We start from the raw sequence: 22,698 nt of genomic DNA, 5'->3' as shown, positions 1-22,698 counted from the left end.
GTCTCTCCCGTCGCCTTTTCAGCGCCATTTTACGGTGATGTTAGGACATCGGTTGATGCAGCACTATACCATCGTAAGTCGCATCATGGCGTGGCGGCGCGGCAGTCCGGATCAAGAATAAGCGAGAACCGCGGATCGGCGCGCGTGGCCGCTGTCAACGCTTCCAGCCTGTCGAATTCGGCGTCGATATAGTCGATGAATGCGGGCTCTGTCGTCTGATCCACGGCAGAGCTTGCAACCGCATGCATCATAAACACGTCAAACTCGCACAGCTTTGACGGGTTGGACCGGAGCAGTGCCGACATGAACGCTTTTGACCCCCAGGGAAGGCGATGCGTATTCAGCGGCACTTCCTGAAGTTTGGACAGGAAAACAGGGTCGCGCCGCAACAGCAGCACATCCATTCCGAAGGTGAAGCTTTGAAACAACTCCTCGATCAGGATGGACCGATAATAGGTCTCTTCCAGCGATCCCGGCGGGGACACGGCCTGCTGGACCATCAGATGCGTCGTGGCCCCGCGCCTGCCAAAGAAGGTCTGCGCCATGGCCGGGGAATTTGCCGCGTAAAATCGTCCGGGCAGCAGTCCCAGCCCGTAGGCGTCATTCATCCAGTCAATATCCTGCGTCAGCGCCTGATTTGGGGGGAACCCTGAATAAAGCCGCAGAATGGCGGTCCGTCCTGACCCGCATGACCGCGCGTGCCTGCCTGCGTAGCGCATCGGCAGCGGCTTGCCAAAGACATGGCGGGCCAGCGCGCGGAACGTGTCCAGCACTGCCAGCGTTTGCGCGGTGGGCGGGTCGCCGACAAGGCACAGCGCCGCGCCCGACAGGTCGCGCCCGTTGATATGGACCGGGATTGACATATCCCGACCCAGCATTGTCGAACGCAGCTGATAGTTCCAGCCGCTGCGCGCCAGCTCAAGAAAGCTCTGCCGATCCGCAGCGCGCCCCTGCCCCGCGAACAGAAGGACCAGAGCCACCGCAACAGAAAGGATAGGACTGCCTCGCATAGCCAGAGTTTAGCGGGATTTGGCCGAACTTCCACACTGGCGACGGAACCGGTCATGTCGCGCCTGACTGTCCTGGACACAGTGGAGGTCGCAAGTCTTGCTCGGAACGTTGTATGATGTGGCTGCAAGGCCGGTTTTACGTCGGCCGCGATGAAATCACGTCACGGCCACGGTTTCTGCGGGGTTGAACCCGCCCCGCCCTGAAATCGCCCGCGCGGCACGGTCGTTGCCCAGCCGAAGCGATGCCTCGGTTCCTGCCCCGTCAAGCCAGGCATTCAGAAAACCGGCATTGAACGCGTCTCCCGCGCCGGTCGTGTCAACCGGAGTCACGGCGATGGCGGGCGCGGCAATTTCGGTATCACCATGCCCGGCAGTCGCGCCTTCAGCCCCGCGCTTTATCACGTCAAGGTTTGACCAGGGCGGCGGCAGCCCTGCGGCGACAAGGCGTTGCGCCTCGACAGCATTGGGCAGGAAAACATCGACCTGTGCGATCAGCGGCACCGCGCCTTTGGCGTCCAGCGTTTCGTCCCACGCGCAGTCAAGTGACAGGGTCAGCCCGGCATCGCGGGCGGCGTCGATCAGCCAGGGGCATTCCACAAGCGTCGCCAACTCTCCGATATGCAGATGCCGGCCCCCGCGCAGATCACCGGCCGTCAGGCGCGGCAGGGCGGGACCGGACCGGCGGGTGACAAAGGCGCGATCCTCGGCCCCGGTCAACACCACGGTAATTTGCGGATCATTGCCGTCGGGCGCTGCGCGGCACAGGCTCAGGTCCAACCCGGCATGTGCCAGATCACCGGAAACGATCGTGTCAAACGGCGCGCCGGGCAAGGTCGCCGCCAGCGCCGCGCGTCGCCCCAAAGCCCCGAAATGCGCCGCTGTGATGAACGCTCCGCCGCCCGCGTGAAGGCCCAGACCAGCGGCGTAGATCTCTGTCCCCAGGCTGGGCAGGCGCGGCACGCCGGTGAAGATCAGGTCGCAATACAGACGACCTGCACAGATCACCGCGCCCTCAAGGCTCACCGCAGAGCCTCGCCGGTTTCGGCGTCAAAAATATGCAGGTTTCCCAATGCCGCTGTCAGCGTAACCTCTTCGCCCACCTCGGGCGGGGTGCGCCCATCCGCCTTTGCGATCACCTCTTCGCCTTCGCGCCCGACATAGATCAGCGTTTCGGCCCCAAGCGGCTCACGCACTAGCACCGGACCACGCACCAGCGCAGGGCCGTCATTGGGGTAAAGATCTTCTGGCCGCACCCCAACCACCACGGCCTGACCCGGCGTGGCACCTGTGTCCAGCGTGACCTCGGCACCGCTGTCCAACCGGATTTTACCGCCATTGCCGACCACACCGGGCAGCATGTTCATCGACGGCGCACCGATGAAGCGCGCGACAAAGGTGTTCGCCGGTTGGTGATAGACGTCCGACGGCGTGCCGACCTGCTGGATATGCCCGTCCTTCATGATGACGATCCGGTCGGCCATGGTCATCGCCTCGACCTGATCGTGGGTCACGAAGATGATCGTATTGCCGACCCGCTGGTGCAGCTTCTTGATCTCCAGTCGCATCTGCGTGCGCAGTTGTGCGTCCAGATTGCTGAGCGGTTCGTCAAACAGGAACACCGCCGGGTCGCGCACCATGGCCCGCCCGATGGCGACGCGCTGGCGCTGACCGCCTGACAACTGACTGGGTTTGCGGTCCAGAAGGTCGGTCATGCCAAGGATCACGGCAACCTCGTCGATCCGCCGTTCCTTGTCGGCGCGCGGCATCTTGGCGGTCCGCAGCCCGAAGCCGATATTCTTGCGCACCGTCATATGCGGATAGATCGCGTAATTCTGGAACACCATGGCGATGTCGCGCTCTTTGGGTTCGAGGTTGTTGACCACACGTCCCGCGATGGACACCTCGCCCGAGGTGATCTCTTCAAGCCCCGCTATCATCCGCAAGGTGGTGGACTTGCCACAGCCTGACGGCCCGACAAAAACCACGAATTCGCCATCCTGCACATCAAGGCTGATACCGTGCAGCACTTGCGTCTTGTCATAGCGTTTCACCAGATCGCGGATCGACAGATCGGCCATTCTTTACCCCTCAAGGATCGTCGTGAAGGCGGCCTGAAGGCGTGCCTTGGCATTTCTGTGGCGTGTGGCGCGGGCATCCATCGCGGCGCGTTGGGCGGTCGCGGTCTGGGCGTAGCCGTCCAAAGCTGCGTTCAAAGCGGCAGGCGCAGGCCCGCCGGGACGGTCACGCCGCGCGATGAAGGTTTCAGGCGCGACGGCATGGGTAAATGCCGCACTGTCCAGTTGCGGCGCTCGTCCGGCGGCGTGTTCAAATGCGTCGGAAAAGGCGTCGAACCCTTGCCCAAGTGGAACGCCCGCCGCGATCACCGCCCGCGCCGTGGCGGCGGCGATCTCATGCGCCTGCCGGAAACTCAGCCCTTCGTCGCGCACCAGCGTGTCGGCCAGTTCGGTGATGGTGATGCAGGCCGCATCCGTGGTGGCGCGCACCCGGTCCGCATTGACCGAGACCGCCGGGATCAGCGTGCCCAGCAGCGACAGCACCCGCCCGCCCCGGTCGAACGCGGCATAGCCTGCGGCCTGCACCTCGCCTTCGGAATCGTTCATGTCGGTGAACGGCGTGTTGTGCATCGTGTTGATGACGGCCTCGCACTGCCCGCAGGTGACGCTGGACAGGTGGCGCAAATGCTCAATCGGCACCGGGTTGCGCTTTTGCGGCATGATGGAACTGATCTGCACAAGGCTGTTGGGCACATATAGCTGCCCGACCTCGAAGGCCGTCCAGAACTGCATGTCCTGAATGACGCGGCCCAGATGCAGGAACATCAGCCGGATCGCGGAATACAGCCCGGTCACATAATCCACCGCCGCGATGCAGCCGTAGGAATTGAGCAGCGGGCCTTCGAAACCCAGAAGCTCGGCAACCCGCTGCCGGTCGATGGGGAAACCGCTGGTGGTGATCGCGGCCGCGCCCATCGGGCAATGCTCCAGCCCGTCGGCGGCAGCGTCAAGCCGGGCAATGTCGCGCTGCAAGACCTCTATCACCGCGCCAAGGTAATGGCCGAAGGTGGTGGGCTGGGCCGGCTGGCCGTGGGTATAGGCAACAATCGGCGTGGCGGCCTCGGTCCGTGCCTTGGCAATCAGCGCATCGGACAGGTCCAGCGCCCGCCCTATCAGATGCGCCGTGCGGCTGCGCAGGGCCAGCTTGAACAAGGTGTGGTCCATGTCATTGCGCGACCGTGCGGTGTGCAGCGCGCCGCCCAGATCGCCCAGCCGTTCGCGCAACTCTGCCTCGACCAGGAAAAAGTAATCCTCATGTTCGCCGGTATAGGTCAGCGACGCGATGTCCGTATCGGCCTCAATGGTGGTCAGAGTCTCCGCGATGGCGCGGGCGTCTGGGGCGGACAGGATGCCGGTTTCCGCCAGCATCACCAGATGCGCCCGGTTGAGCGCCCCCATATGGCCCGCGTAATGGGTTTTGACCCCTTCGAACAACGGTGCCAGCACCGTGTCGCGATAGACAGGATCGGGAAAACGCGAGGTATCCGTCATCCCTTCAACCCCGCCATGACGACGCCCTGGATGATGTAGCGTTGGAAGATCAGGAACACGACCAGCGTTGGAATGGTCGAGATCGCGGCACCCGTCATGATCAGCTCCCACGCGACGTCCGCCTCATCTCCGAAGGAGGACAGCCCGACCGGCAGCGTGTACATCTCGACCGAGTTGGTCACGATCAGCGGCCAGATGAAGGCCGTCCAGTTGCCGAGGAACACAAAGATCGCCAAGGCGGCCAGCGCCGGTTTGACCAGCGGCATGGCCACCGTCCACCAGATTTGCAACTCGTTCAGCCCGTCGATGCGCGCGGCTTCGATGAAGTCATCGGGCACGGTTTCAAAGAACTGTTTCATCAGGAAGGTGCCGAAGGCGGTCATCAGGCCGGGGAACATGATGCCCCAATAGGTGTCCAGCCAACCCAGTTGCTGGCTCATCAGATACCACGGGATCACCAGCATCTCGGTCGGGATCATCAGCGTGGACAGGATCGCGATGAACACGATGTAACGGCCAGGAAACCGGAATTTGCACAGGGTGTAACCGACCAGACTGTCAAACAGCACATTCGACACGGTGGTGACCACGGCGATGACGATGGAGTTGATGAACCAGCCGTAGAACCGCCCGTCCTCCAGCACATAGGTGTAGTTTTCCAGATGCGGCTCGTCGGGGATCAGTTGCAGATTATAGACCTCATGCGGCCATTTGAGCGAGGTCGAGATCATGTAGGCGATCGGCATGACCATCGCGATGCCGCCCAGAAACAGCAGCGTCCAACGCAGGATCTGGCCCATATTGGCGGGTCGTCGCGGAGGGGCGGCATGCAGCAGCGCATCTGCGTTGGGGCGGATCTCTTCGGTCACGGCCATCTAGAACGTGCCCCTTCGGGTTTGAAAAAACACGCTGTTCGCGGAAGAAATAGCGGCTTGAGTCCCCATGCTCAGCGGTCCCTCATGATCCAGAGTTGCAACAGGCTGACCAGCAACAGCACGATGAACAGCACCACGGTCTGCGCCGCCGCATAGCCCATATCGAAGGAACTGAACGCGGTCTGATAGATCATCAGCACCAACGGCTTGGTTGAATTGAGCGGCCCGCCGGGATTGTTTGTCGTCATGTTGAAGACATGATCGAAGATCCGCAGGAAACCGATGGACGAGAACACCACCAGAAACACGATTGTCGGCCGCAAGAGCGGCAGTGTGATCTCCCACAACACCGTCCAGGTTGAAACACCGTCGATGCGGGCAGCCTCGTAATAGCTGCGCGGAATGGCGCGCAGCCCGGCCATGAAGATGATCACCTGAAAGCCCAGCCCGGCCCAGACGGCGGGGGCAAGGATCGCGGGCAGCGCGTTGGTCGTCGAGTTCAGAAAGTTGACCTGCGGGATGCCCAGGCTGGCCAGCGCATTGTTGAACAGCCCCACCGGCACCGGCTGATAGAACCAGCGCCAGACCCAGGCCATGGCGACCGCGCTGGTCATAAACGGCAGGAAATACAGCATCCGCAGGAAGCCGTGCATGAACCGGACCTTGTCGAGATGGTAGGCAATGGCAAAGGCCACCACCAGGCTGACGGGCGTGCCCAACAGCAGATAGATGAAGGTGTTGCGGAACACCTGCCAGAAGACCGGATCGGACAGCAGCGTGGTGTAATTGTCCAGTCCCGTCCATGTCCGCGTGCCCAGCAGGTTCCAGTCCTGAAAGCTGATCAGCATCGCGTTGCCGGTCGGGTAGAACCGGATGACCGAATAGAACAGCACCGGCAGCGCCAGAAATGCCCAGGCCCAGACGATCTGTTTTTGCTTGATGGTCAGGTTTCGATACATGACAGGACGACCCCGGAATTACGCCCCGGACTTGCCGGGCGGGTTGATCCCGGCGCGCAAGGGCACGCCGGGACCGAAGACACAGGCTCAGTTCCCGCTATAGTAATCGTCGAGGATTTTTTGCTCGGCTTCGGCGGCAAGTGTCAGGCTTTCGCCCGGGTCCATGCCTTCAAGCGTGATGCGTTCGACCATTTCCACCATCGCCTGCCGCTGACCGCTTTCATCCGCAAACTTTGTGGTATGCGCATATTCCAGACCACGGATGAACGGGCCAAAAACCGGGTCATTCGCATTGGCGTCTGTCATGCCGACAGACGGCTTGGCGGGCAGTTCACCGACCACGTCCAACCAGACCTGCATCGCCTCGTCCGAGGTGACGTATTGCATGAACTTGACCGCGGCATCGTATTTTTCGCCCTCGGCCTTGGTTGTGATCGCGTTGACCCAATAGGACGAATAGTTGGACCGCATCCCATCCGCATTGGCGGGCAGTTCGGTCACGCCCCATTTCAGGCCCCGTGTGCTTTCCAGCGCGCCGATCCGGAACGAGCCGTCGATATGCATGCCTGCGCGGCCAGCCTTGAACGCGGCCTGCGGCTCATCCATGAAGTTGAATGCGGTGACCGGGTTTTCATCCGTTGCCAGTCCGACATAAAAATCCAGCGCCTTGCGTCCGGCCTCGGTGTCGTAATTCACTGTCTTGTAGTCATCAAGGTAAGGCTCTCCGCCGAACTGACGCACCAGAACTTCGCGCCACCAGTGGTGATCCTGCGCCGTCATCCCGGCTGTCAGACCCACCTGAGTGATGTTGCCAGCGCCATCAACCTTGGTCATGGCCTGCGCCGCCGCGATCAGCTCGTCGAGATTGGTGGGCGGCTCGACACCGGCCTCTTCCATCAGGCGTTCATTGTAGAACAGCGCAAGGCTGCGGACGGCGGTCGGCAGTGCCCAATACTGGCCATCGCCCTTCATCGCCTGCACCATCGGGAAGAATTCTGCGTCGATAGCCTCTACCGGGAACGCATCACCGGGCAGCGGCTGGATCAGGTCGGCATCGACATAATCGTTCAGCCATCCGTAGAACAGCTGCACAACATCCGGGCCTTCACCCGCCGGAATCGCGGCAGCGACCTTGGTGCGATAATCCGCGTAGGGAAAATGCGTCATCGTGACGGTGATGTCGGGATTGGCGGCCTCGAACTTCTCGATCAACTGGTCCATTGCAGCGACGCGGGCGTCGAAGAAGTACTGCCAATATTCGATCTCGACCGCCTGAGCCGGGGTGGTGATCAGCGACGCGGCACCGGCGGCAGTTGCCACGGCCCAGGCCTTCAATGTCGGAAATGCCATCGGAGTCTCCCTGTTTTTATCGTGGCCGTGACCCGCGCCTGGCGTAGGTCCGGACATTCCCTTCGTTTAACTCAACTAGCTTGAGTATTCAAGAAGATTGAGTTAATTGAGTCCCATGAGCGCATCTCACCGCCAAATTCCGGGCGTCAACGCCGAACGCACCCGCAGTCACAACCGGCAGATGGTGTTGGGAAGCGTCCGCGCCGCCGGTGCGATTGGACGGGCAGAGATTGCGCGCGCTTCGGGCCTGTCCACACAGGCAGTGTCCAACATCATTGCCGATATGTTGGCAGACGGAATGCTGCGCGAACACGGCCGCCGCACGGGCGGGCGCGGCCTGCCGGTGCAGCAATATGCGATCAACCCCACGGGCGGATACGGGCTGGGGATCGAGATCCGGCCCAACGCTGTCTTTTCGGCGCTGATCGACCTGACCGGAGCAACCAAACACAGCCATCGGACGGAACTTACAAACAATCAGCCGAAAACCGTGCTGGCAGAGGTCGCGGCACATAAGGTCCGTGCGCTGCATGACACGGGCGTGCGCGAGACGTCGGTACTGGGCGCGGGCGTCGTCATGCCCGGACCCTTTGGCGCGACGGGTATCCAGAACAGCGGCTCGGACCTGCCGGGCTGGCAGGATATAGATCCGCAAGGTTTGCTGGAGGACGCGCTTCACCTGCCGGTTTTCGTCGAAAACGACGCCAATGCCAGCGCCATGGCGGAACGGATCTCGGGCGTCGCGCAGGGGTTGGAAACGTTTGCCTTCCTTTATTTCGGGCAGGGGCTGGGCCTGGGGTTGCTGCAAGGCGGAAGGCTGGTCTCTGGCGCGTTTGGCAATGCGGGCGAGATCGGCCATATCCCGGTGATCGCACAGGGCGTACCCGTCGCGCTGGAAAGCTGTGTCAGTCGGCTGTCGGTGCAGGCACATCTGTGCGCCCACGGGATCGACGCGCGCGATATGGATGATCTGAGCCGGCTCTACGCGCAATCCGCACCGCCGCTGTTGCAATGGCTCGATACCGCTGCGCAGCCTTTTTCTGCCGCCATCGGCATTATCGAAAATCTCTTTGATCCACAGGTCGTGATCCTTGGCGGCGCCATGCCCGATGCGTTGCTCGACCATCTAATCAACGCGGTGCGCCTGCCCGACCGGTCCGTGTCCAACCGGGCCGACCGCACGCAGCCCCGGCTGATGCGCGGCACGTCGGGGCGGATGACTGCCACGCTTGGCGCCGCGGCCCTTGTCCTCAACCAGGCGTTCACCCCGATGATCGCCGCAAGCCGGTAGGCCCCCATGCCCACACCAGACCAGACCCGCCTGGACGCTGCCCGCGCGCACCCGCGCATTCTTGATCTGTGGTTCGCGCTGCGCCCGCTGACCAACGTGGTGCGCCTGATGAATTCCGGGGCCCACCCGGATGACGAAACGTCGTCAATGCTGGCCGCCCTTGGGCTGCGCGACGGCGTCAACCTGTCCTATGCCTGCTCGACCCGGGGCGAAGGCGGTCAGAACGACATCGGCATCGAAGCGGGGGGCGATCTTGGTGCCCTGCGCACCCGCGAGATGGAGCGCGCCTGCGATATCCTCAATATGCGGATGTATTGGCATGGGGTCACTGCCGATGATCCGATCACCGATTTCGGCTTTTCCAAAAGCGGCGAAGAAACCCTGGGGCGCTGGGGCAAAGACGCGCTGATGGCGCGGTTCGTCCAGATCGTGCGAACCGAGCGACCTGACATCCTGATCCCGACCTTCCTCGACATTCCCGGTCAGCATGGCCACCACCGCGCCATGACCGCCGCCGCGCATCAGGTGATGCAGGCCGCCGCTGATCCGGAATTCGCCTGCGAACTGCCCCCGTGGCAGATCTCCAAGCTTTACCTGCCCGCGTGGTCCGGCGCGGGGCAGGCTTATGACGATGACGAACCGCCGCCCCCCGCCACGCTGGAGGTGCCCGCGACAGGGCGCGATCCGGTCAGCGGCTGGCCCTATGCCCGGATCGGACAGATGTCGCGTGCAATGCACCGGACACAGGGGATGGGGCGCTGGATGCCTGCCGGTGCAGGACAGGATTGGCCGCTGCATCTGGCGGAAAGCCACGTCTCTGGCCCCGATCTGGCCGTCACTGACGGATTGCCACAAAACCTGGCGGATCTCGCGTCGCTGGCACCTGCAATCGGTCCAGACCTGCACACTGCGCAGAAGGCGATTGATGCGGCCATCGCCGGATTTCCGGACTTTGCCACAATCGCCGTGAAGGCACGCGCCGCCTATGACCATGTGGCAGCCGCCGAACATGCCTGTCCGCCGGACGCTGCCCCGCTGATCGCGCACAGGCTTGCCGCCAAACGTGTGCAGCTTGGCCACGTCCTGCGTCTGGCCTTGGGGATCGAGGCGCGCGCGCGCACCGAAGGCACCTGGCTGCGGCCCGGCGCGCAAACGAAGCTGGAAGTAGAATGTGATCCCGGCGATGCCGCAGATTTGACCGCCACCCCCGATCTGCCCGATGGCTGGCACGCGGATGGTCACAGCCTGCATATCGACGCGGCAGCAAGGCCGAGCGATGGGCATCGCGCAGAATATGACCCTGCCGACCCGCCTGCCCCGGCACTGCGTCTGGACATTGGCGGGGCCAGCATCCGTGTTCCGTTCGAGCGGCCAGCGGTGGTTCTAAGCGCGCGCGCCGCCACTCTGAACCCGGAGACAGAGGTGGTCAACCTTGCCACCCAACGGCGTCAGATCGCGGTGGCCCTGTCAGATTTACACCCATCGGAGGCCAAGCCATCGCTGGATCTGCCAACCGGCTGGCAGGCCGAGCGCAGCGATACCGGCCTGACACTCCGCCTGCCGAATACCGCGCCCCAGGGCCTCTATCACCTGCCGCTGCTTCTGGACGGACAGCCCGCAACCAGCGAAACGCGCATAGATCACCCGCATATCGACCCCACGATGCAAAGCCGTCCTGCCGCGCTGTCGGTCCGGGTTCTGCACGCCGATCTGCCACCTGCTCGTGTCGCCTATATCGGCAGCGGCCATGACCGTGTGGCGCATTGGCTGAAGGCGCTTGGCGTGGATGTGACGGACCTGTCGGATACCGATCTGGACAGTGACGCCGCCCTCGCGCCATTTGATACGGTGGTGATCGGTATCTTTGCCCTGCGCTTTCGCCCCGGTCTGCTGGAAGCGATGCCGCGCCTTCATGCCTGGGTGCGGGCCGGCGGCCATCTGGTGACGCTGTACCACCGGCCTTGGGACAACTGGGCGCCCGAAACCACGCCCCCGCTTCGGCTGGAGATCGGACAGCCGTCGCTGCGCTGGCGTGTCACGGACGAGGCAGCACCCGTTACGCAGGCGCAGGATCACCCGCTTTTGTCGTCCCCGAACAAAATCGGCCCGGAGGATTGGAAAGGCTGGCACAAGGAGCGGGGGCTATATTTCGCCAAAAGCTGGGACCCGGCCTATGCCACCCCGCTGGAGATGAACGATCCCGGCGAAGCCGCGCTGAAAGGCGCATTGCTGAGCGCCGAGGTCGGCAAGGGTCGGCACACCCATACCTCGCTTATCCTGCAGCATCAGATGGCCCGACTGGTGCCGGGCGCGTTCCGACTGATGGCGAACCTGACTGCCCCCGCCGCCTGATTGTAAAACAAACGCAGCGGGCACCATGGCCGGCGTCGCGATGGTGTCACGCCGCGCTGCGCGCTGGCCTTCAGCATATTGGCGTTTGCGTCGGTCGTTCCGCGCTTTGTCACAGGGGGGTGCCTTCGTCGCGGCGGTGCCGGAGGCCAGAGGCCGCAATCCGGACGATGAGCGCGCCTGAAAGCGCGATGTTCAGGCGTCAAGGCCCTGATCTGCTTGATCGAATTTTAACCACCGTGGCGTTCAACCATGTCACAAGACGCGGCATGAGCGTTGACGGGTGCAGACAGTTCAAATACAACGCAGGGGTCTTCTACGATTTTCTGATTACACTTTTTGGTGCAGTTTCGTTGCGAAAAGGATACATTAATGTCGAACATAGGCGGCAAAGCCTATGCGATGAATGTGGTCACGCCGAGCAATCCCAAAATTACCTGGGTCAATCGGCTGCTGTTCATGGCATCTCGTGGATTACCGAAAAACCTGATGGGCTTGCTTGGCCTCTCGATCATTCATTTTGCCCGCTGGGTGATCATCCGACCAAACGAATGGCCCGACCTTGGCCAAGGAAAGCAAACCGTAAAAAACGACTACATGCTGTTCTGTTCCAATTTCAACGGAACCTGGGACCAGTATATTGATGCGTTTTCAGACGGTATCCCGAAGGGCCTGAACCTGTTTTGGTATTCGGCAACGAAATACCCGCAATCCATCCCGGTGACGACGTTCAAGACATACATCACCTATAATCAGATCAATACGGATTACTATTACAACGCGACGCCCGGATCGGCGCAGCGTGACATCAAATCCAGCCTGCGTGTCTATGACGCCGTCCTGCAACTGGCCAAGTCACACGGATCGCAAACACCCGAAGAGTTTGCCAAAGCGTACAAAGAAACGATGTTCAAGGTCCAAAGCTGTCTTGGCGATCCGGGGATAGGCCCTGTTGCCAGCCTTGATACAGAGCGCGCGGATATCAATCGCGGTGCTTATGTCAGGAATGCCCAGCAAACCTTCGATAGTGAACGAACATAAACCACCCGAGGATTGCCTCATGCCGGATCTTGATACAGGCCACCTGTTCCTGACGACCCTCGCACCGATCAAGGCCGGAAAGGCCGGGGACGGATCGAACACCTCTTGCGAGCAGAAGGTCAGGGCAACGCTGGCGATGCTGCCCGCAGCATTGCAGTCGCCGGCGACGCAGAATACCGGGCTGAACAGCCCCTTTTCGCGCAACAAACGCACACATCTGGCGCGCATGTTTGTACTGAGCGATGTCGTTTATAACGGGCGCAACGCGCAAAACCCGGTCGTGGCCACGGCGATGGGGATCAATCCGGTCGAACCGCAGGAAATCGACAAGCTGAACGCGGCCTATCTGGTGTTTTGCGCCGATATTGATGCCGTCACGGAAGACGGTGCCGCGCTGCCTCACAACCTGACCCCCGAAGAACAGACCGAAGTACGCAAATCCTACGCCCGCAAACTGTGGGATACGATGGGTCCGGAACTGGAAGAGATCTATCGCAATTGCGTGGGGTTCGATGGCGTCAACTCGGCCGATGGGTTTGCTGAGTACCTCGATCGATGCCATGTCGAAACGACGATGCCCTTCCACGACTATTATCTGAAACTGCCAAAATTCAACGAGCTGTCGATCCCCAAACTTCTGGCCGGGATCCTGGTGCCAGCCGGGATCGGGCTGCTCGCGCTGGTGCTTTGGCTGTTCGGCATGTCCAGCGTGTTGGGCATCAGCACGCTGCTATTGTTCGTCCTTGGTTTCATCATCGCCGCAGTGGCTGCGGTACTAAGCGCCAGATACGCGCTGAACAATGGGGCCAAACCCCTGCCGCCCGGCGAATATGACGATCTGCCATCGGTCCTGAAGGCGCTTTACGTCCAGCAGACCTTTGCCGATTTCGCCATCGACCATCAGGGCGCGGATGCGGACAAGATTTACGAGGATTTCGGGGCCTTTCTGAAAACCCACAAACCGGAAGACAAGATGTCACCGACACAAAACCCCGGTGTAATCTCGATCGCGGCCGAGGGCGGCCTTTCAAGCTAGGATTGAAATTCAAACATGACACGCAGCCTGAATCTGGACGACATACAAGGCAATGTGATCCGCGCCTATGGACGCTACTCCTTTCCTTTCGCACGCTATTTCTTTCTCAACATTTCTGATTGCGGCAAGGGACGGAAATTCATCGAGGCGGTGCGCCAGAAAGTGACCACCGGGGCCACCTGGCCCGAGGGCGGCAAGCCGCTGGTGACGATGAATATCGGCTTTACCTTTCTGGGGCTTCTGAAAATGCAGATCCCCGAACGGACCCTGCGCGGCATGCCCGAGGACTTCATCTCTGGCATGAAGAACCGCGCGTTCATCCTTGGCGACCGCGACGTGACCAAGACAGAGGCGGAATCTGTCGGCTGGGACAGGCACTGGGATCCGATCTGGCAAGGCAACCGGGTTGGCGACGGCGACGATACCGACAACGTTCATATCTGGATCTCGATGAATGCGCAGCTTCAGACCCTGGGGCAGGATGAACCCGTCGCTGACCTGGAAGAGCAGACCCAATGGCTGAGGGATCTTTGCAAGGATCTGGATCAGGGCGTCCGGATCCTGACCAATAACGGCAAGAACGGCGATCAGGAATATCAGGCCTCCTCTGCCGTCTTTCAGGAAAAGAACGGCGTCAAACTGCCCACCCCCAAGGAACATTTCGGCTTTTCCGATGGCATCGGCGATCCGGTCTACAAGGGCCAGTATCCTCCGGAGATCGAAAAGCAGAACGTGATCGGTCGCGGCAAACGCATGAGCCCCGAAGCCGGATGGGAACCGATCGAGGCCGGCGAGTTCATTCTGGGCCATCCCGATGAAAGCCAGGAGCTGCCCCCCGCCGCCGCCCCGCCGGAGTTCACGCACAACTCTACCTTCATGGCCTATCGCAAGCTGCACGAAAACGTCGGCACCTTCGATGAGGTGATGCGCGAGGAGGCCAAGACATTCGCCGCGCATCAGGGCGTCTCGGAAATCGAAGCCCGAGAAACCCTGCATGCCAAGATGTGTGGGCGTTGGTCCGACGGTGTTCCGATCTCGGTCGTGCCCACCTATGACGAATGGGTCGCGTTTGGCGACAAGTTGGGGTTCAACGACGCGGACCCCGTGAAAGCCTTGCAAAATCAGGTGGCTTATCTCCGGTCGCCGGCCTCGTCGAACTTTGTCTATGCCGACGATATGATGGGGTACAAGAACCCGGTGGGATCTCATCTGCGGCGCATGAATACGCGCGACTACCTCGACCCGCTCAACAAGATCGGGATCGATCCCGAGACTGGCGAACAGTATAAGAATAAGAATGCGACCTCGGCCTTGAACAAACGCCGCCGTATCCTGCGGCGTGGCCTGCCCTACGGGCCGCGTGTCGGCGAAGCCAAGACCGACGAAACCGAACAGGGCGTCACCATGATCATCATGTGTGCCAGCCTGTCGCGTCAGTTCGAGTTCGTGCAGCAGCAGTGGATACAATATGGGCTGGATTTCCATCAGGGCAATGACACCTGCCCGATGCTTGGCAATCACGACCGCCACAAACGCTTTACGATCACGTCCGACCCGAAATCCGGCAAGAACCCCTATGTGATGAGCAAGCTAAAGACTTTTGTCGAATGCCGTGGCGGGGATTATTTTTTCATACCCTCGATGACCGCCTTGCGGATGATGGCCATGGGCACTGTCGACGCGACGTGACACAAAAATGCCGAAAGGACAGGCAATGATTTCAGCGGTTCGCAATGTTGGCGGAACCATTCTCGCCGTCCTGATGGTATGGGGCGAAGGGGTGCGAGCGGCAGGCCAGTTGGCCGGGATCGCCTTCAAGGCATCCCGCGCCGAGGGCGGGCTGAAACAGAATATTGGCGCAGAGCTGAAAACTGTTTCCGGCCAGCGCAAGGTGTTCGAGGTTTTGCGGGCATTCCTGCCGAACCCGTCGCTAAAACGAAAGCTGGTGAAGAGCTACGACAATACCGGCACTGTCATTGTCACCCGCAGTAACGATTGTCTGGATGTGCTGGCCCGCAACGAGGATTTCGAAGTCGTCTATGGCAGCCGGATGCGCAAGCTGACCGATGGCGACAACTTCTTTCTGGGAATGCAGCCGGGCTGGGACTACACCCGCGATACCTCTGCGATGCGGTTGGCGGCACGGCATACCGACGTTCCTGAAATTGTGCTGCCGCGCGCGCAGTTGATGGCGAACGATATTGTCGAACGCAGCCATGGCAAGATTGATCTGCCCGCGCAGCTTTCCTTGCAAGTGCCGTGGGATATGACCAACACCTATTTCGGCACCGGCGGGCCGGATGCGGCCACCATGAAAGATTGGACCAGCACCCTGTTCTGGTATCTGTTCGAGGATCTGCCCGCCGATCCCGAACTGGACGCCAAGGCGATGGCCTGTGCCGCAGGGCTGCGCGACTATCTTGACGCGGCCATTGCTGACCGCAAGGCCAACCCGACCGATGGCGAGGATATCCTGAACCGTTGCCTTGCCCTGCAACGCGCCGACACGCCGGGGATGAGCGATCTTGGCATCCGCAACAATATCCTTGGCCTGTTGATCGGCGCGATTCCGACAATCTCAAAGGCATGTTGCTACGCGATGGACGAATTGCTGAACCGTCCGGAGGAGCTTGAGCGCGCGCATCGTGCGGCTTTGACGAACGACGCATCCTACGAGAATTACATCTGGGAAGCGCTGCGGTTCTATCCCCACAACCCGGTCATCTATCGCCGCGCGACGCGCGATACGGTTGTCGCGCGGTCCTCGTTCCGGCAAGTGAACGTCAAGAAAGGCCAGATGGTCTTTGCCGCGACCGTTTCGGCGATGTTTGACCGCTACGCCGTGGAGGCACCGCAGGAATTTCGCGTCAACCGCCCGTTCGAGACCTACATCATCTGGGGTTACGGGATGCATATCTGTTTCGGCGCAGCGATCAACAAGGCGGTGATCCCGGCAATTCTGAAACCTTTGCTGGCCCAGAAAAATCTGCGACGTGCCCCCGGACCGGCCGGTCAGATCGACACCGGGCCAACGCCCCATCCGCAGCATTTCCACCTTGAATTCGACACCTGAGTGCGGCGGGGTCTAGTCGTATTCAATGCGGTAAGTGACTTCCAAGGACCGGACGTTCCTGCCGGGCGCGACATCCGGGCGAAACGTGATCTGCCCATCGGCATCCATCTGTGCCGGTGACTGCTGTGCATTCGCCTGAGGGACGGGCCGCGATTGCACTGCTTCGCCGGCGTCCGCGCCGTTTTCAAAGGCAGCTATGATCGCTGACAGTTTGGCTTTCTGTTCACTATAACTGCTCTTCGCAAAATCACTGGCATATGTGTCGATCTTGCGCTCCAGGCGGCCTGCTTCGGCAGTACGGCCCAAGCCATGATAGGCCTCGGCCAGCGTTAGATAGACCCACTCTCGGTCACCACGCCCGGCAAAGCCATCTTCGTCACTGATAAGATCCTCGCAGATCCGGGCAACCTTTTCGCGGATCATGTTGGCATGTCCGAAATTGACGATCGCGTCAAACCGCGTTTCCAGCCGCGTGGCCCGCAATGAGTACATGAAAGCGGCGTTGATCCCGTTGTAATAATCCTGCTTGATGTAGAAACCGCGTTCGTAAAACCGGATTGCGCGATCAAGATATTCCGCATGGTCGGTCAGATCGAACAAGCGTTTGTTGATCGCCCCTGCCAGACCAAGCGTTTCGGGATCGTTGGTGATGAACGGCGCGCAATATGTCTCCAGGATGTCCTCGGCCTGATAAAGCGAAGACATTGCCAGATCGGGATCAATCTTGCCATTCATGTCGCGCTTTTCGCCGGCCTTGTAGGTCGCAAGTGCAAGCCTTTGCACAATGTACACGTCCGGTTTGCTGTCGGGCCGCCCCTTTGTTTGCAACTCTATCGCCCGCCGCAGCAGATCCATGGCTGTCTCGAAGTCTTTCGCCGCCATCGCGTCCTCAGCTGCTTGCAGCATCTTCGCAAGCGATGCGCCATCATCTGGCACGGCAGTGTTCCGCGCTTCCGGCGCAATATACGCGGGCGGCACAAGGAACGATTCAGGGGTATAATCCGGCGGCCTCATGCTTTTCAGGTTTCGGTAAATCGGGCTATCGGCCTCCGCAGGCACATCGGGTGAAGTTTCCTGTCGGATCCTTTCGATGTCGATGATCTTGGCCAGAAGATCGGACAGATACGCGATAAACCGATCCTGTTCATCGACACTGATGTCTTCGCCGCCATGTTCGTATTGATGGATTACGAAAGAGCTGAGATCAAAGGGAATACGTTCCAGCAACAGCGCCTCGGCGATCAGAACCGTGGTATTCGGGCGCTGCGCGTGTCTGACGCCTAATTCATAAAAAACGTTGGCATTCAAAGTCGACAGATCCGCGATCACCAGATCCGCCTCAAACAGCCAGCGATACATGATGGAATCAATCTGACCGGTCAGGTTGGCATCAATGGCGCGAAAACAATTGACGTTGACCTTGTCACAGGCCGGCTGGACCAACTGTTCAAAGGTCTGGTCAAGGTTCAGCACGCGGCCCGTTACATAGTCGGTCTTTTTGCCAAAACCCGTTACCACAAAGCATGTCAGCTGCCGGTCTGACCCGCCCTTCGCGTCTGACGATTCATTCCCATCCTGCTGCATTTTATGTCCCTCCGTCCCTGGGATCCGTCATCCGATATCGAACTGTTTACCGAAATGCTCTTCCTTGATCAGGATACAGGCCGCCTTACCTATATCGGTCAGATCGTCCATGTTTTGGGGCTTGTCCATCTCCGCGATCGATTCCAGTTGTTCCATCGAGTAGTCGACATTCAGGTGGTCTTTCAGCCATGCGGTGTCGAATTCGACGTTGTAGCGCAGATAGGTCAGAAGTGGCGTGCCGCCGCCCAGAAAGTCGGAGCTTAGATCGCCCACCTCGCTGTCGATCGATCGCGCCGTCGGGCTGTCCGACATCCATTGCAGCAACTGTTCGTTCAACGCGGCATTATCGTCCATCAGCGAGGACAAACCGCGCACGCCCAGTTCTGCGGCGGACATTTTCATGACCTTTTCCTGCTCCATCGCCAGTGTCTTGGTCCCGGTGCCCAATGACACGATTTGAATCTTGTCGCTGCCCACCGGCCAGTTCAGCCCGTGGTTTTTCAGCGCCGCGAGCATCAACAGTTGCAGCGCCGGGTTGTTGTAGGGGCTGACCCCGCCATCCACGAAAGCACCCTGCATGTCGGAAGTCACGTTGATCAATTCGGGTTCAAAATACGTCGGCGCAGCCGAGCTTGCCCGAACAACCTGGCGCAGCAGATAATCCTTGTTGGCCGTTGACCGGCTGCCTGCGATCTCGTTGAAATACATGCCCTTGGGGTTGTTATGGATAATCCACGGGCTGCCGGTGTCGATGCGTTTGACGACAATCCCCAGCCCGGTTTTCACCTCTGGCCCACCAAGGCAGATATCTCCGTATTCACGCTTCAATCCTTCGCGGACCGCCTTGGCGGAAAATTTCGGCCGCAAAAGCCCCATCCGGAAGAAAGACGATTGGAAAATGTCGTTCCCAAATTCCAGGTACAGCTTGTTGATCCGGCTGACCGGCCAGCCAAGTGCCAGCGCCGACGCGATGATCGCGCCGGTCGACGTACCGCCAATCAGGTCGAAATAATCCGATAGAACCGTGTTTTCGTCACCGGTCCGTTTGCGCAGGATTTTTTCGATCCGGGCCAGCATTTGCAGGGTCAGAATTCCGCGGATGCCGCCCCCGTCCAATGCCAGAATTCGCTTTGGGCCTGGTCCGAACAAATGAGCGTTCAGGTCTTTTGACATTTGGCTAACCTTTCTTTGCATCGCGAGATGGAACTCTCCGATATGTATTCATGTGTTTGAAAAAATTGGTCTGTCCGGAAGGGTACAAAGGGGACAGACACGCAACTTCGGCGGATTGGTGGACCAAAGTCGATACGGGCCAAGTGGAAAAACGCTTGTTTTCATTTTGATTGCGAAGGCTGCGGAACCGCATGTCTATTGGAGCCGTTTCCCTATGTATAAGTCAACAGTCACGCGGGCTTGAGCGCGGTTTTAGAGGCCGAATTCGTCGCTCTTTACGGCTTGCAGGACGCCGGCGACAAACCCATTACGAACGAAGCTGGCTGACACGAAGGCGGATGACCCTTATCTGCCGTTGATCTGTGAAGGATGGGTAAAGATATGCAACGCGTGATTTTGTTCAGCGGCCATATGATCGACAGCCCGGACAGGGACACACCGCGCTTTCCGGCATCGATGGAAGATGCGGCAAGCGCGCGGATCGCGGCAATTCTTGAAGGCTGGCGGGTCGGCAAGAACGACATTTGCATCTGTGGCGGCGCACGCGGGGGGGACATTCTTTTCGCGGAACACGGTCTTGACCGCGGCGCACAGGTGTGGGTGTTCCTCCCGTTGGAGCAAGAAGCATTTCTTGATGCGTCGGTCAGGCTTCCGCCCGCTTGCGACTCTGGCTGGGAGGACCGGTTTGCAGAAATCCTTGGACAGTCCACGGCGGTGTGGCCGGAGCCGGACAGCGCCGACGATGCATCTGAAAATCCGTTTGCAAAGAATAACTCCCGCATGATTTCTGCGGCAAAGAGCTGTGCCGATGGCGGCCCGATTCATCTGCTGCTGTTGTGGAATGGACAGGGCGGCGACGGCGGCGGCGGCACCGCCGATGTCGCGCACCGGGTCGAGGGCATCGCGGCAAAGGTGGCGATCATTGATCCGACCGAACTGCATTGATCCGGGTCTACCCGTCTTCTGGCGAGGATTTCTCCGTTCCCGCGCGTTCTGCCTGATCGGACTGGGTTGCTTTCCGGATCGACTGGGTCCAGCCCGATGTTTCCTTTCGCAGCATGGTTTCAACCCGCGTGACCAACAGCTCAAAGGGCTTTTCATCGTCATACGGTGCCGCCCGCGCGAGAAAGAGGAATTTCTCCTGCTTTAAAGACTCTGACACAGCCCGGTATTCGCCCCAGTTTTCCTGGAACCGGTACAGCCCGATGACTCCGGCGAGGACCGCCACGATCAGCCCCAAAGCACCGATCACCATGCCGACATAGACGTGTTTGTCGATATATCCGGCCAAAAGCGGGATTGACGCGGCGGCGATAATCTCGATCAGCCGCAGTTTCTTGTAGGCGGTCTGATTGAACACGCTTTTGCGGTCGTACCACTCAATCTGCCCATCTAGGCGCTGCTCCAGATAGTCGGTTTCGGCGCTGGTCATGGCATGACGGCCCAAGCGTCAGAAGCTGTGCACATATTGAACCATGACAATATCCGCATCGATCTTGATGTCGCCATTCAGCGAACCTCGTCCGGGATTGGTGGCTTCGGTCAGGCGGATCGGTGCGTCGTCAAAGAAGGTGTGCGCATAGCCGAACTTGATGGACCGCGACGGTGAGAACGCATGTGACAGGCCAAGGCCGACATAGTAGCGATGCGCATTGGGCGCGCGCGGGTTGCGAACCTTGGTCGGCGTGGGGGTTTCATCATAGGCAAGCCCCCCGAAAATCTTGGTTTTCGGGGTGATCTGATAGCCTGCGCCGACGGCGACATAGACCGCATCATGCCAGCCGTTCTTGACTTCGAGCGTCCCCAGACCGTTCGACGTTTCGATGATCGTGTCTTTGAACTTGCTCCACCCGGTGAGTGTGGCCGATCCGTAAACCTCCAGCCTGTCGTTGATCTGACCATGCGCACCAAGCTGCAACATCCAGGGCGTGGCAATATCGTATTTTGCCGACCCCGAGTCCGATATGCCAAAGCCGGGCAGCGCGGCCAGTGCTGCCGTCGAACCGTCGATCTTAACATCGCCGTCGAATTCATGGTTGATCGCTGACCGGTAGGACACGCCGAACCGCCATTGATCCGTGGCCTGATATTCCAGACCGACCGTGGCCCCGAATGCCAGTTTGTCACCCTCGAACGTTGCCAAGGCATCAGTCGCGCGCGCCGGAGCAGCGGGCGTTGTCGAAATATTGGTCGCGAATTTCGAGGTATAATACTGGATGTTGAGTCCGGCACCGACGCTAAGCTGTTCATTGACCTGATAAGACAGGATCGGGCTGAGGTTATAGGCTGTCAGCTCTGTCGTGGTCGCGGTGTATCGGGAGGCGGCTGTGTCAGTGTAGTCCGATTCCGTCGCCCAAGGCGCGTTGAACGCCAGCCCGAAATGCAGCTTGTCCGTCAGTTGCTTGCTCACATACCAGAACCCCGAAAAGGTCGTGTCGAGGAATTGCGACGGCTCTGACGGGTCGCCATCCGTGATCGGCACGCCGCCGGATGTGGTAGCAGACAGCCCTTCAAACGTGTCGGTTGGCAGGATCAGCGTCACACCGGCAGACGCATTCCATCCCGGAAACCGGCTCAGCGATGCAGGGTTGGAAAACATCGCCGATACGTCGTCAATGCCCGCACCATTCGCGGCATAGGCTGTTCCCAGCCCCATCGCGCTTTGATGCAGGTTCTGGTAGCCATTGGCCATCGCCGAAATCGGAAATGCCAGCGCCACCATCAGGGTCACCGTTGATAAATGTCTTTTCAAGAGCATGACGCTTGTCCTCTGCGTGACGCCGTGGCCCGTTAATGATCGGTCATCGGCAATATGCGCAAGCGCCCCTATGGCCTTGCTTTGCTGGGAACTGGAAAAATTACGCTCTGGAAACCGCCGGTCGGATGTGATCCCGACCTAAGGCAAATCTGAATGGCTTGGATACCTGCCGAAAAAAGACAGCAGCGCCAACCACGGCGTACACCTATACATATGCTACTTATGCAACCTTAGACTGTATCAGGTAAACCCCGATAACATTGCTTGGCACCGCCAGTTCGCAAATCATAAGATGTGGATTTTCGGTCACACACACCATTCCTCTACATCAGGCTGCAGGCGATAAGCCTTAAAACAATGGCAAATAAGTGTAAACTTGCCCGACCCCAAGGGTTGTGTCGCGTGGCTGACAAGGCGATGTCTCTTGACGTAGCACTACTATTACGGAAACATGCGTACATCTTTAACGGCAGCGTATCCAAGGCAACAGATTTTGGCCGGACCATGCCTGCTGGAATACGCTTGCCCCTGACGAACACCTGATGAAACTGAACCGCAGGAAACGCATTACCTTGGCCAGAACCATTCTTCACGCCGCGGGTTCGGTCTTTGGTTGTCTGCGTGCATGGGTTT

At 59.9% G+C, this 22,698-nt stretch carries 18 protein-coding genes; 7 read left to right on the top strand and 11 right to left on the bottom strand.

Annotation, left to right across the window (positions count from 1 at the left end; all coding sequences use genetic code 11):
* Window positions 1-83 precede the first annotated feature (83 nt).
* The 7 genes from DMZ65_RS04690 to DMZ65_RS04660 form a co-directional block, all read right to left on the bottom strand.
* Window positions 84-980 (bottom strand): hypothetical protein, encoded by an 897-nt coding sequence (locus DMZ65_RS04690; protein ID WP_232824891.1) that lies wholly within the window; start codon window positions 978-980, stop codon window positions 84-86.
* 186 nt (window positions 981-1,166) lie between these two features.
* Window positions 1,167-2,033 carry a carbohydrate kinase family protein gene (locus tag DMZ65_RS04685; protein WP_116597761.1) on the bottom strand — a complete coding sequence of 289 codons (867 nt, stop codon included), beginning with the start codon at window positions 2,031-2,033 and terminating at the stop codon, window positions 1,167-1,169.
* Entirely contained in the window at window positions 2,030-3,088 is a 1,059-nt protein-coding gene (locus tag DMZ65_RS04680; protein ID WP_116597760.1) for an ABC transporter ATP-binding protein, read from the bottom strand. The genes DMZ65_RS04685 and DMZ65_RS04680 overlap by 4 nt, the downstream gene beginning before the upstream one ends.
* A 3-nt stretch (window positions 3,089-3,091) precedes the next feature.
* Window positions 3,092-4,576 carry an argininosuccinate lyase gene (gene argH / locus DMZ65_RS04675; RefSeq protein WP_116597759.1) on the bottom strand — a complete coding sequence of 495 codons (1,485 nt, stop codon included), beginning with the start codon at window positions 4,574-4,576 and terminating at the stop codon, window positions 3,092-3,094.
* A complete protein-coding gene (locus DMZ65_RS04670) occupies window positions 4,573-5,451 on the bottom strand; it encodes a carbohydrate ABC transporter permease (RefSeq protein ID WP_116597758.1) in 879 nt (292 codons plus the stop codon). The genes argH and DMZ65_RS04670 overlap by 4 nt, the downstream gene beginning before the upstream one ends.
* A gap of 71 nt (window positions 5,452-5,522) precedes the next feature.
* Window positions 5,523-6,410, bottom strand: coding sequence for a carbohydrate ABC transporter permease (locus DMZ65_RS04665; protein ID WP_116597757.1), 888 nt, complete (start codon window positions 6,408-6,410; stop codon window positions 5,523-5,525).
* An 87-nt stretch (window positions 6,411-6,497) separates the two neighbouring features.
* Window positions 6,498-7,760 (bottom strand): extracellular solute-binding protein, encoded by a 1,263-nt coding sequence (locus tag DMZ65_RS04660; protein ID WP_116597756.1) that lies wholly within the window; start codon window positions 7,758-7,760, stop codon window positions 6,498-6,500.
* Between the two features lie 115 nt (window positions 7,761-7,875).
* Between DMZ65_RS04660 and DMZ65_RS04655 the strand changes: the two genes are divergently transcribed.
* The 6 genes from DMZ65_RS04655 (at window position 7,876) to DMZ65_RS04630 (ending at window position 16,550) form a co-directional block, all read left to right on the top strand.
* Window positions 7,876-9,051 carry an ROK family transcriptional regulator gene (locus DMZ65_RS04655; RefSeq protein ID WP_116597755.1) on the top strand — a complete coding sequence of 392 codons (1,176 nt, stop codon included), beginning with the start codon at window positions 7,876-7,878 and terminating at the stop codon, window positions 9,049-9,051.
* A gap of 6 nt (window positions 9,052-9,057) precedes the next feature.
* Entirely contained in the window at window positions 9,058-11,403 is a 2,346-nt protein-coding gene (locus DMZ65_RS04650; RefSeq protein ID WP_116597754.1) for a PIG-L family deacetylase, read from the top strand.
* Between the two features lie 339 nt (window positions 11,404-11,742).
* Window positions 11,743-12,441, top strand: a complete 699-nt coding sequence (locus DMZ65_RS04645) for a hypothetical protein (protein ID WP_232824908.1) — start codon at window positions 11,743-11,745, stop codon at window positions 12,439-12,441.
* Between the two features lie 19 nt (window positions 12,442-12,460).
* The gene (locus DMZ65_RS04640) at window positions 12,461-13,477 is read left to right on the top strand and encodes a hypothetical protein (protein WP_116597752.1); all 1,017 of its coding nucleotides are present in this window, start codon (window positions 12,461-12,463) and stop codon (window positions 13,475-13,477) included.
* A 15-nt stretch (window positions 13,478-13,492) separates the two neighbouring features.
* Window positions 13,493-15,166: a Dyp-type peroxidase gene (locus DMZ65_RS04635; protein ID WP_116597751.1), complete on the top strand. Its 1,674-nt coding sequence runs from the start codon at window positions 13,493-13,495 to the stop codon at window positions 15,164-15,166.
* Window positions 15,167-15,173: 7 nt separating this feature from the next.
* The gene (locus DMZ65_RS04630; protein ID WP_232824890.1) at window positions 15,174-16,550 is read left to right on the top strand and encodes a cytochrome P450; all 1,377 of its coding nucleotides are present in this window, start codon (window positions 15,174-15,176) and stop codon (window positions 16,548-16,550) included.
* Window positions 16,551-16,562: 12 nt separating this feature from the next.
* Here the strand turns inward: DMZ65_RS04630 and DMZ65_RS04625 are convergent, their stop codons facing one another.
* On the bottom strand, window positions 16,563-18,134 hold the full coding sequence (locus DMZ65_RS04625; RefSeq protein ID WP_116597749.1) for a tetratricopeptide repeat-containing protein: 1,572 nt from the start codon (window positions 18,132-18,134) through the stop codon (window positions 16,563-16,565).
* 27 nt (window positions 18,135-18,161) lie between these two features.
* Window positions 18,162-19,307, bottom strand: coding sequence for a patatin-like phospholipase family protein (locus DMZ65_RS04620; protein ID WP_116597748.1), 1,146 nt, complete (start codon window positions 19,305-19,307; stop codon window positions 18,162-18,164).
* A 381-nt stretch (window positions 19,308-19,688) separates the two neighbouring features.
* Between DMZ65_RS04620 and DMZ65_RS04615 the strand changes: the two genes are divergently transcribed.
* Window positions 19,689-20,252 carry a hypothetical protein gene (locus DMZ65_RS04615; protein ID WP_157960561.1) on the top strand — a complete coding sequence of 188 codons (564 nt, stop codon included), beginning with the start codon at window positions 19,689-19,691 and terminating at the stop codon, window positions 20,250-20,252.
* Window positions 20,253-20,259: 7 nt separating this feature from the next.
* On the opposite strand, the gene DMZ65_RS04610 is transcribed toward DMZ65_RS04615, so the two are convergent.
* Window positions 20,260-20,739: a DUF4231 domain-containing protein gene (locus DMZ65_RS04610; protein WP_157960560.1), complete on the bottom strand. Its 480-nt coding sequence runs from the start codon at window positions 20,737-20,739 to the stop codon at window positions 20,260-20,262.
* A gap of 18 nt (window positions 20,740-20,757) precedes the next feature.
* A complete protein-coding gene (locus tag DMZ65_RS04605) occupies window positions 20,758-22,029 on the bottom strand; it encodes an OmpP1/FadL family transporter (protein ID WP_232824907.1) in 1,272 nt (423 codons plus the stop codon).
* Window positions 22,030-22,698 lie beyond the last annotated feature (669 nt).

This window comes from Primorskyibacter marinus, from assembly GCF_003313245.1.
Lineage (GTDB): Bacteria > Pseudomonadota > Alphaproteobacteria > Rhodobacterales > Rhodobacteraceae > Primorskyibacter > Primorskyibacter marinus.
Note: the sequence above shows the minus strand (reverse complement) of the source record. Positions and strands in the feature narration are given on the sequence as shown.

Excerpts from the sequence above, each read along its gene's own strand:
- DMZ65_RS04620 (WP_116597748.1), bottom strand. The coding sequence starts at position 19,307 with ATGTCAAAAGACCTGAACGCTCATTTGTTCGGACCAGGCCCAAAGCGA.
- argH (WP_116597759.1), bottom strand. The coding sequence starts at position 4,576 with ATGACGGATACCTCGCGTTTTCCCGATCCTGTCTATCGCGACACGGTG.
- DMZ65_RS04610 (WP_157960560.1), bottom strand. The coding sequence starts at position 20,739 with ATGACCAGCGCCGAAACCGACTATCTGGAGCAGCGCCTAGATGGGCAG.
- DMZ65_RS04615 (WP_157960561.1), top strand. The coding sequence starts at position 19,689 with ATGCAACGCGTGATTTTGTTCAGCGGCCATATGATCGACAGCCCGGAC.
- DMZ65_RS04625 (WP_116597749.1), bottom strand. The coding sequence starts at position 18,134 with ATGCAGCAGGATGGGAATGAATCGTCAGACGCGAAGGGCGGGTCAGAC.
- DMZ65_RS04630 (WP_232824890.1), top strand. The coding sequence starts at position 15,174 with ATGCCGAAAGGACAGGCAATGATTTCAGCGGTTCGCAATGTTGGCGGA.
- DMZ65_RS04660 (WP_116597756.1), bottom strand. The coding sequence starts at position 7,760 with ATGGCATTTCCGACATTGAAGGCCTGGGCCGTGGCAACTGCCGCCGGT.
- DMZ65_RS04680 (WP_116597760.1), bottom strand. The coding sequence starts at position 3,088 with ATGGCCGATCTGTCGATCCGCGATCTGGTGAAACGCTATGACAAGACG.
- DMZ65_RS04635 (WP_116597751.1), top strand. The coding sequence starts at position 13,493 with ATGACACGCAGCCTGAATCTGGACGACATACAAGGCAATGTGATCCGC.
- DMZ65_RS04650 (WP_116597754.1), top strand. The coding sequence starts at position 9,058 with ATGCCCACACCAGACCAGACCCGCCTGGACGCTGCCCGCGCGCACCCG.
- DMZ65_RS04670 (WP_116597758.1), bottom strand. The coding sequence starts at position 5,451 with ATGGCCGTGACCGAAGAGATCCGCCCCAACGCAGATGCGCTGCTGCAT.
- DMZ65_RS04605 (WP_232824907.1), bottom strand. The coding sequence starts at position 22,029 with ATGGTGGCGCTGGCATTTCCGATTTCGGCGATGGCCAATGGCTACCAG.
- DMZ65_RS04640 (WP_116597752.1), top strand. The coding sequence starts at position 12,461 with ATGCCGGATCTTGATACAGGCCACCTGTTCCTGACGACCCTCGCACCG.
- DMZ65_RS04665 (WP_116597757.1), bottom strand. The coding sequence starts at position 6,410 with ATGTATCGAAACCTGACCATCAAGCAAAAACAGATCGTCTGGGCCTGG.
- DMZ65_RS04655 (WP_116597755.1), top strand. The coding sequence starts at position 7,876 with ATGAGCGCATCTCACCGCCAAATTCCGGGCGTCAACGCCGAACGCACC.